This is a genomic window from Corallococcus carmarthensis (assembly GCF_003611695.1).
Lineage (GTDB): Bacteria > Myxococcota > Myxococcia > Myxococcales > Myxococcaceae > Corallococcus > Corallococcus carmarthensis.
Genome location: NZ_RAWE01000317.1, coordinates 1 through 8,246, shown reverse-complemented (window position 1 = coordinate 8,246; position 8,246 = coordinate 1). Strand labels below are relative to the sequence as shown.

Genomic DNA, 8,246 nt, shown 5'->3' with positions numbered 1-8,246 from the left:
GTGACGGGTGTGCTGGCGCTGGTGCTGAAGCGGCGAGCGTCGATGCAGGCGGACCTGAAGGCGGCGTTGAAGGTGGTCGGTGTGGTGTTCGCCCTTCGGGGCGTGGGTGTGGGGCTGGGGTTGGCGTGGGTGGTGTCCCGGGGTTTGAGCGCGATCGCGTTCGTGGGCGGCTTCTTCGGCGTCTACTTCGCGCTGCAGTGGATCGAAGTCAGCTACGTGATGGCCGCGTCGAAAGACACGGCGGGCGGAGACGAGTGATGCGCAAGGCAATGGTGCTGTTCGCCTGTCTGTTCGCGGGCACCGTGTGGGCCTCCGAGCAGCATGGCGAGGAGCACGCGGCGACCCCTCAGGGCGTGCACGGCGTGGCGAACGAGGACCAGGACGCCGAGGGCGAGGACGTCGCCGGCTACATCCTCCACCACGTGGCGGACTCGAACGAGTACGAGTTCGAGGTCCCCCTCAGCCGCAACCACATCCCCATCCACCTGCCGCGCATCCTCATCCCGTTCCACGAGGGTGCCTGCACGCCCGTGGCGGATGCGCACGGCGGCGGCCACGGTGAGGTGTACCCGGGCCTGGGCGCCGGCTGCCTGGACCTCTCCATCACCAAGCACACGGTGATGATGTGGCTGGCGGCGCTGCTGCTCATCGGCGCGCTGCTCATCTGGAGCAACCGCGACAAGACGAAGCTCGTGCCGCGCGGCGCCGGGGCGAACCTCTTCGAGATGCTGGTCCTCTTCGTGCGCGACGAGCTGGCCATCAAGAACATCGGCAAGGAGGAGGGCCCCCGCTACGTGCCCTACCTGCTCACCGCGTTCTTCTTCATCCTCTTCATGAACCTGCTGGGCCTGTTCCCCTGGATGGCGACCGCCACGGGCAACATCGCCGTCACGTGCGGCCTGGCGCTGTGCACCTTCTTCGTCACGCAGGCGGCGGGCATCCGCGCGGCGGGCGTGGGCGGCTACCTCAAGCACCTGACGGGCGGCGTGGCCCCCTGGCTGTGGCCCATCATGATTCCGGTGGAGTTCCTGGGCCTGTTCACCAAGCCCTTCGCGCTCACCATCCGTCTGTTCGCCAACATGCTGGCGGGCCACATCGTCATCTTCTTCCTGCTGGGCCTCATCTTCATGCTCCGCAACCCCGCGGTGGCGCTGGTGAGCGTGCCGTTCGCCTTCGGCATCTACCTGCTGGAGCTGTTCGTGGCCTTCGTGCAGGCGTACGTGTTCACCATGCTGTCGGCGCTGTTCATCGGGATGAGCGTGGCCATGGGCCACCACGATGACCACCACCACGAGGGTGGCGAGAGCCACGACCACGGCAAGGCCCACCACCTGGGCTGAGCTGTCGTCCACCAGGTTGACGGGGCGCCTGTCGGTGTGACGGCGCGCCCCGGTTGAAGACCCGGCGGTTCGAAAGGCCGCCGGAGGTTGTCCAAAAGGGCCCCCACGACCCCCCCACAAGCGGGTCCCGCATCACGAAAGAAGACGTGCTCCCATGACCAACCTCGCTCTTGCCTTCCTCGCCGCCGGTATCGGCGCCGGCCTCTCCATCATCGGTGCCGCGCTCGGCATCGGTAAGCTGGCCGCCGCCGCCATGGACGCCACGGGCCGTCAGCCGGCCGCTGGTGGCGACATCCGCACCACGATGATCATCGCCGCGGCCCTCATCGAAGGCGCCACGCTGTTCGCGCTGGTCGTCTGCATCCTGCTCGCCATCAAGGCTTAAGGCCGGCAGGTCTCAACGGGAGCCGGCGTCCTCTTCGGGAAGAAGGGGCGCCGGCGTTCCGCACCGCAGTCCGCCGCACCCTGTCTCACCTGTAGTCTCCCGCATCCTCCCTCTGCCTTTTCGCTTCACCGGGACCCGCCATGTTCCTGCCCTCAGTCCTCGCCGCCAGCAGCTTCGTGGAGGTCCGTCCGGGCCTCATCTTCTGGACCATCGTCACCTTCGTCATCGTCCTGCTGGTGCTGCGGGCGAAGGCGTGGGGGCCCATCCTGTCGCTCGTGGAAGAGCGCGAGAAGCAGATCTCCAACGCCATCGAGAGCGCGAAGCGTGAGCGCGCCGAGGCGGAGAAGCTGCTCGCCGACCAGAAGACGGCCATCGCCGAGGCGCGCCGCGAGGCCGCGGAGTCCACCCGCCGCGTGCAGGCGGACATGGAGAAGTTCCGCGACGAGCTGATGGCCAAGAGCCGCAAGGAGGCGGAGGAGCTGAAGCTGTCCGCCCGCCGTGAGATTGAAGACCAGAAGGCCAAGGCCATCGCGGAGGTCCGCTCCATGGCCGTGGACCTGGCCATGGAAGTGGCCGGCAAGCTCATGAGCGAGCGCATGGACGACGCCAAGCACCGCGCGCTGGCCGAGCAGTTCGTGCAGGGTCTGCCCGGCGCCACCAGCGCCTCGGCGACCCGCCGCTCGGCCTAACGGCCGGGAGTCTTCCGCCGCGCCCGCCTGTTCCAGGAATCCATCATGGCTCTCTCCATCGGCATCGTCGGTCTGCCCAACGTGGGCAAGTCCACCCTGTTCAACGCCCTGTCCGCCGCGGGCGCTCAGGCCGCGAACTATCCGTTCTGCACCATCGAGCCGAACGTGGGCGTGGTGCCGGTGCCAGACGACCGCCTGGACCAGCTGTCGGCGCTCATCAAGCCGCTGAAGAAGATCCCCACGTCGCTGGAGTTCGTGGACATCGCCGGCCTGGTGCGCGGCGCGTCCAAGGGCGAGGGCCTGGGCAACCAGTTCCTGGGGAACATCCGGCAGGTGAACGCGGTGCTCCACGTGCTGCGCTGCTTCGAGGACGACAACGTCACCCACGTCGAGGGAGGCGTGAATCCGGTGCGGGACCGGGACGTGGTCGACACGGAGCTGTGCCTCAAGGACCTGGAGACCGTGGAGAAGCGCCGCGAGCGCTCGCTGAAGAACACCAAGATGGGGGGCAAGGCGGGCGACGAGGCGAAGGCCGAGGTCGCGCTGCTGGACCGCATCAAGGCGAAGCTGGATGAAGGCGTCACGGTGCGCGCGCAGAAGCTCACCGACGATGACAAGGCGGCCATCCAGGACCTGTTCCTGCTGACGGACAAGCCCGTGCTGTACGTGGCGAACATCAGCGAAGGGCAGATTGGCAAGGAGGACTCCGACCCGCGCGTGCAGCAGGTGCGCGAGATGGCCGCCAAGGAGGGCGCGGGCGTGGTGGTGCTGGCGGCGGCGCTGGAGTCTGAAATCCAGCAGCTCGCCGAGTCAGACAGGCCGGGCTTCCTGGCGGACTCCGGCCTGACGGAGCCGGGCCTGAACAAGGTCGTGCGCGAGGGCTACAAGCTGCTGGGCCTGTGGACGTACTTCACGGTGGGCGAGCAGGAGTGCCGCGCGTGGACCATCCACAAGGGCTTCAAGGCGCCGCAGGCGGCGGGCGTCATCCACTCGGACTTCGAGCGCGGCTTCATCAAGGCGGAAGTCTTCGGGTGGACGGACCTGGTGAAGCTGGGCAGTGAGTCGGCCGTGAAGGAGAAGGGCCTGCTGCGCGTGGAAGGCAAGGAGTACGTCGTTCAGGACGGCGACTGCATGCACTTCCGCTTCAACGTCTGACGCGGGGCCTTCCCCGCTGTTGGAAGTGACGACGGGCGCTGCCTTCCACTCACGGAAGGGGCGCCCGTTTCGTTTCTAGCGGGAGCCGCTCAGCCACGTGTAGCCCCAGAGGCCCACGGCGAGCACGGCCAGCACGGTGGAGAAGATGGCGGAGCGCTTCAGCCGGCCCGCGGGGTCCGGGGTGGCCAGGGCGTACTTCCACACGCCGCCCACGCGTAAGCCCAGGAAGAGGGCCAGGAGGACGGGGCCCACGACCTGCCAGCCTTCAGGGCGCTTGAGGATGACGATCCACGAGGCGATGAAGGCCACGTTGCCGAGCAACATCAGGGCGGGATAGGGCAGGGTCGGACGGGAGGCGCTCACGGGGCTGGGAGTGTGCTCACCGGGGCCCGGGTCGCCAAACGGAAACCCGCGCGGCGTGCACGCCATGTAACAACCGCGCGGGATGTTTCAGGGGGCTTGCCGGGGTGGGGGCTCCACGTAGCGGGCGCGGGGGCGGAGCAGGTGGCCCTGTTCGCGCTGCTCCAGGACGTGCGCGACCCAGCCCGCGGTGCGGCCCAGGCTGAACAGCACGGTGGCGGCGCCGGAGGGCAGGCCCAGCGCGTCCGCGAGCATCACCAGTCCCCAGTCCAGTGACGGAGGCGGATGGCCGGCGTCCCGCATGGTGTCCATGACGGCGCGGGCCACGCGGACCTTCAGGGATTCGGGCTTCACGCTCAACGCGACCTCGATGAGGGGCGGCGTGCGCGGGTCGCCCTTCAGGTAGAGGCGGTGACCGAAGCCCGTCACGGCTTCACCCCGGCGCAGGCGGCCATGCACGACCTGCGCGGCGCGTTCAGGACGGCCCACCTCCGCGATGAGGGCTTCCACCCGGTCGCAGGCGCCACCGTGACGGTGGCCGGAGATGGCCGCGAGCGCCGCGCTGATGCACGCGTACAGGTCCGCGCCGGACGAGGCCGTCACGCGGGCCGCGAAGGTGGAGGTGTTCAGCTCATGGTCCGCGCAGAGCACGAGCGCCAGGTTGATCAGCTCCGCGGTCTGTCTCGGCTTCGCGTCCCAGGCCGTGGCGAGTGACGCGGCCACGGAAGACTCCTTCGACGCGCGCGCGACGCGGCCGGGCGCCTGGGCCACGCAGACCCATGCGCCCAGGTGGCGGATGAGCCTGCGCGCGCGAACCTGGTCCTGTTCCACGGGCGCGGCGAAGCGGCCCGCGTCGCTCGCCGCGAGCAGGGGAACCAGCGCGGCGAGCGCGGAGAGGGGCGGGGTGTCACGCGGCAGCAGGGCCGCCAGCGAGGTGGGCGACACGAGCAGCGCGCTTCTTGAAGCGACGTGCTCGGAGGCCAACGACCTCTTGCCTCGCACCGGTGGCTCCACGCGTCCGGCGGTGTCCCAGGGTGTCTCCGGTGCGGGCCACGGTTGGGACTCCGGCGGCAGGTGGCCGGTCCACAGCAGCTCCGCCACGTCCTCGAAGCGGTGTCCCCGCGCGGCCAGCTCCACCGCGTCGTGGCCCCGGTATGAGAGCCCTTCTTCGCTGATGCGCGACACCGACGAGTCGATGACGGGCTCGCCCCAGCGCAGCGCTCCGGACGCCACCGCCGCGTGGCCCGCGCGGGCGTCGTGGCGCGTCTTCAGGCGCTCCACGTCCGCGCGCAGGTAGCGGTTCTCCTTCGTGCCCTTCTCCGGCACGCAGCGCACGAGCCCCCGGCTCACGTACGTGTAGAGCGTCGCCCGCTTCACCCCCAGCAGGGCCGCCGCCTCCTCCGCGCGCAGCAGCTCCTCCTCAACTGGATGGTCGAATCGAGATTGAGAACGTCCCCCTGCACGACGCACCATGTTTCACGTGCCTCCCGGGAGCGGAGTCTCGACTCGACTGGACCTTCCTGTCGAGCTGAGCCGTCCATGGACGAGGCCATACCCAGCGAAGGAGAGCGACCATGACCGTGGACTTCGGACGCACGTCGTCGGACTACGCGAAACACCGGGCGGGATTCCCGGACGCCTTCTACACACGGCTCGAACAGGACGGCGTGCTTGCGTCCGGTCTGCGCGTGCTGGACCTGGGCACCGGCACCGGCACCATCGCGCGCAACCTGGCCCGGCGCGGCTGCGACGTCACCGCCATGGACGTGTCCGCGCCGCAGCTGGAGGCCGCGGCGCGGCTCGCTCGCGATGAAGGCCTCACCATCGACTTCCGCGAGGCACCCGCGGAGAGCACCGGCCTGCCGTCCGGTTCCTTCGACCGCGTGTTCGCGGGCCAGTGCTGGCACTGGTTCGACCGCGCCGCCTCCGGGCGCGAGGCCTTCCGCCTGCTCAAGCCCGGCGGGAAGCTGATCCTCTGCCACTTCGACTGGACGGCCCTGCCCGGCAACCTGCTGGAGGCCACCGAGGCCCTGGTGGAGGAGTTCAGCCCCCGCGTCGACCTGGCCGTGGACCGCTTCGGTCAGGGCGTGGGCATCTACCCGCAGTGGTTCCGCGACGTGGGCGTGGCCGGCTTCCAGTCCCTGACGTCCTTCACCTTCGACACGCTCACGCCCTACACCCACGAGGCGTGGCGCGGACGGATGCGCGCCAACGCGCGCATCGGCGCCATGCTCCCGCCCGAGCAGGTCGCCCGCTTCGACGCCGCGCTGGCCGCGCTCCTCGCCGCGCGCTTCCCCCAGCAGCCGATGTCCGTTCCCCACCGCGTGTTCGCGCTCGTCGCGGTGCGCCCGTGAAACAGGAGCCCGCCATGTCCTCGCCCCACCTCATCCACTCGGAAGACGTTCCCTGGACGGAGCTTGCCCACGGCAGCCGCGTGGCCCTCAAGCGCAAGCAGCTGGGCGCCGCCGCGCACGGGCGCAAGCTGGGGTGCAGCCTGGTGGAGCTTCCGCCGGGCCGCCGCTCGTGGCCGCTGCACTACCACCTGGGCAATGAAGAAGCCGTCTACGTCCTGTCCGGCACGGGCTCGCTGCGTCTGGGGACGGAGACGCTGCCCGTGCGCGCGGGGGACTACGTCGCGCTGCCGCCGGGCGCGGAGTGCGCGCACCAATTGATCAACGACGGCCCGGAGCCGCTGCGCTACCTGTGCTTCTCCACCATGGAGGCGCCGGACGTGCTCGTGTACCCGGACTCGAAGAAGGTGGGCGTCTTCGCGGGCGCGGCACCGGGGGGCGACAAGGCGGCGCGCACGCTGATGGCGTATCTGCCTTTGGACGCGCAGGTGGATTACTGGGAGGGCGAGGAGCCCTGATAGGGTGCGCGGGCCATGGCCTCCCTGCTGGATGCGCTCGACCGCGAGCGGCTGCTCAAGGATTCCGCCGCCGCTTCCGGGCTGCTGCCGGAGGGCGAGCCTCCCCACGTGTCGCTGTTGCGGCTGTGCGAAGCGGGCCTGCTCGTGGGTGGGCTCACCGTGGGGTACGGCGTCCGGCCGGATGAGCTGGTGGGCTCGCTGACCGCGGCCATGGGTGGCGCGGCCCGGAAGCTCAAGGTCGTGGACGTGCGCGAGCGCCCCGTGCTGGAGCTGCACGTCGCGGCGGGCGACGTCACGGAGCGCTGGGAGGTGGAGGACGTGTCCGCGCTCGTGCACAACCTCAACGACCTGTACCGCGACGCGGCCGACGTGCGCGCGGTGGCCGTGCTGGGGGAATGGGAGGACTCGCTCCAACTGCTCTGCGTGGAGCGCCGCGCCCTGGGACGGCTCTTGCGTCAGCCCTTCTTCGCGCCCGTCAACGCGCGGGGGCTTCAGGACCTGATTCCGTCCCGCTGAAGCGGGTGGGCCTCTCTCGACCCCGGACGCCCGGTGGGGCACCATGGGGGCATGCGCATCACGCTGGCTCTCATCGTTGGATTGCTCCTGGCGCAGGTCGCTCGCGCGGAGCCGGATTCCTTTGAACTGGGCACCGGACGCGACGGGGTGCTGACCGTCGCCTCGGGGCTGAGCATGATCGTCACCTCGAACGCCGCCCTGGGGAAGAGCGCCGCGGCGGGGGCGCAGGAGCTGGTGGTGTCCGGCCTCAAGGTCTCCTCCGGCGATCTGCTGATGATCCACGAGACCACCGGGCTGTCGGCCGTGCCGGATGTGGGCAACACGAAGCCCGTGTCGCTGGCGGGGACGGTCGCGCCGGGGCGCTGGGAGCTGGCGCGGGTGGAGGGGGTGCTGTCCTCCACGCCCCCCACCTACGTGCTGACCGCGCCGCTGCGCTACGCCTACGCCGCGGGACGCGCGCAGGTGGTGCGCGTGGCCGAGTACTCCGACGTCGTCGTCGAGGCCGGGGCGCGGCTCACCGTGTCGCCATGGAACGGCAAGTCCGGCGGCATCCTCGCGATGCTGGTGACCGGGAAGGTGGTCAACGAGGGCCGCATCGACGCGGATGGCGTGGGCTCCCAGGCAGGCATCTTCCAGGCCGGCGCCGCGGGCCTGACGGGCTGCACGGGGCTGGAGCTGGAGCTCGACAAGGGCGGCTCCGCGCGCGGCGAAGGCGTGGCGGGCATGTCCTCCAAGAACGGCCTCTTCACCGGGCGCGGCAACCTGGCCTCCGGCGGTGGCGGCGGCAACTGCGCGGCCTCCGGCGGCGGCGGTGGCGGTCACGCGGGGCCTGGCGGCAACGGTGGGCGCACATCGCCGGGGGACGGGACGCGTGACGAGGGCGGGCTGGGCGGCGCGGCGCTGAGCTACTCCGTGTTCGACCGCTTCATGTT

The 8,246-nt window shown here is 70.3% G+C and carries 9 protein-coding genes and 2 pseudogenes; 9 read left to right on the top strand and 2 right to left on the bottom strand.

The window, feature by feature from the left end:
- The 5 genes and pseudogenes from D7X32_RS41570 to ychF form a co-directional block, all read left to right on the top strand.
- Positions 1-258: pseudogene (locus D7X32_RS41570) on the top strand (hypothetical protein); the annotation flags it as partial.
- On the top strand, positions 258-1,340 hold the full coding sequence (gene atpB / locus D7X32_RS41565; protein ID WP_120608048.1) for a F0F1 ATP synthase subunit A: 1,083 nt from the start codon (positions 258-260) through the stop codon (positions 1,338-1,340). The pseudogene D7X32_RS41570 and the gene atpB, both read left to right, overlap by 1 nt.
- Before the next feature lie 154 nt (positions 1,341-1,494).
- A complete protein-coding gene (locus D7X32_RS41560) occupies positions 1,495-1,725 on the top strand; it encodes an ATP synthase F0 subunit C (protein ID WP_120529618.1) in 231 nt (76 codons plus the stop codon).
- A gap of 140 nt (positions 1,726-1,865) precedes the next feature.
- Positions 1,866-2,414, top strand: a complete 549-nt coding sequence (gene atpF / locus D7X32_RS41555) for a F0F1 ATP synthase subunit B (protein ID WP_120608047.1) — start codon at positions 1,866-1,868, stop codon at positions 2,412-2,414.
- Between the two features lie 45 nt (positions 2,415-2,459).
- On the top strand, positions 2,460-3,569 hold the full coding sequence (ychF, locus tag D7X32_RS41550) for a redox-regulated ATPase YchF (protein ID WP_120608046.1): 1,110 nt from the start codon (positions 2,460-2,462) through the stop codon (positions 3,567-3,569).
- A 75-nt stretch (positions 3,570-3,644) separates the two neighbouring features.
- Here the strand turns inward: ychF and D7X32_RS41545 are convergent, their stop codons facing one another.
- A complete protein-coding gene (locus D7X32_RS41545) occupies positions 3,645-3,932 on the bottom strand; it encodes a hypothetical protein (protein WP_171450041.1) in 288 nt (95 codons plus the stop codon).
- An 87-nt stretch (positions 3,933-4,019) separates the two neighbouring features.
- Positions 4,020-5,402 carry a citrate synthase gene (locus D7X32_RS41540; protein WP_120608044.1) on the bottom strand — a complete coding sequence of 461 codons (1,383 nt, stop codon included), beginning with the start codon at positions 5,400-5,402 and terminating at the stop codon, positions 4,020-4,022.
- Between the two features lie 101 nt (positions 5,403-5,503).
- On the opposite strand from D7X32_RS41540, the gene D7X32_RS41535 reads away from it, so the two are divergent.
- From D7X32_RS41535 to D7X32_RS41520, 4 genes and pseudogenes are all read left to right on the top strand, one after another.
- Positions 5,504-6,283, top strand: coding sequence for a class I SAM-dependent methyltransferase (locus D7X32_RS41535; protein WP_120608043.1), 780 nt, complete (start codon positions 5,504-5,506; stop codon positions 6,281-6,283).
- A gap of 14 nt (positions 6,284-6,297) precedes the next feature.
- Positions 6,298-6,798, top strand: a complete 501-nt coding sequence (locus D7X32_RS41530) for a cupin domain-containing protein (protein WP_120608042.1) — start codon at positions 6,298-6,300, stop codon at positions 6,796-6,798.
- Positions 6,799-6,813: 15 nt separating this feature from the next.
- Complete coding sequence (locus D7X32_RS41525; RefSeq protein ID WP_120608041.1) at positions 6,814-7,314, top strand: hypothetical protein; 501 nt, start codon at positions 6,814-6,816, stop codon at positions 7,312-7,314.
- Positions 7,315-7,365: 51 nt separating this feature from the next.
- Positions 7,366-8,246, top strand: a pseudogene (locus D7X32_RS41520) (adventurous gliding motility protein AgmC); the annotation flags it as partial.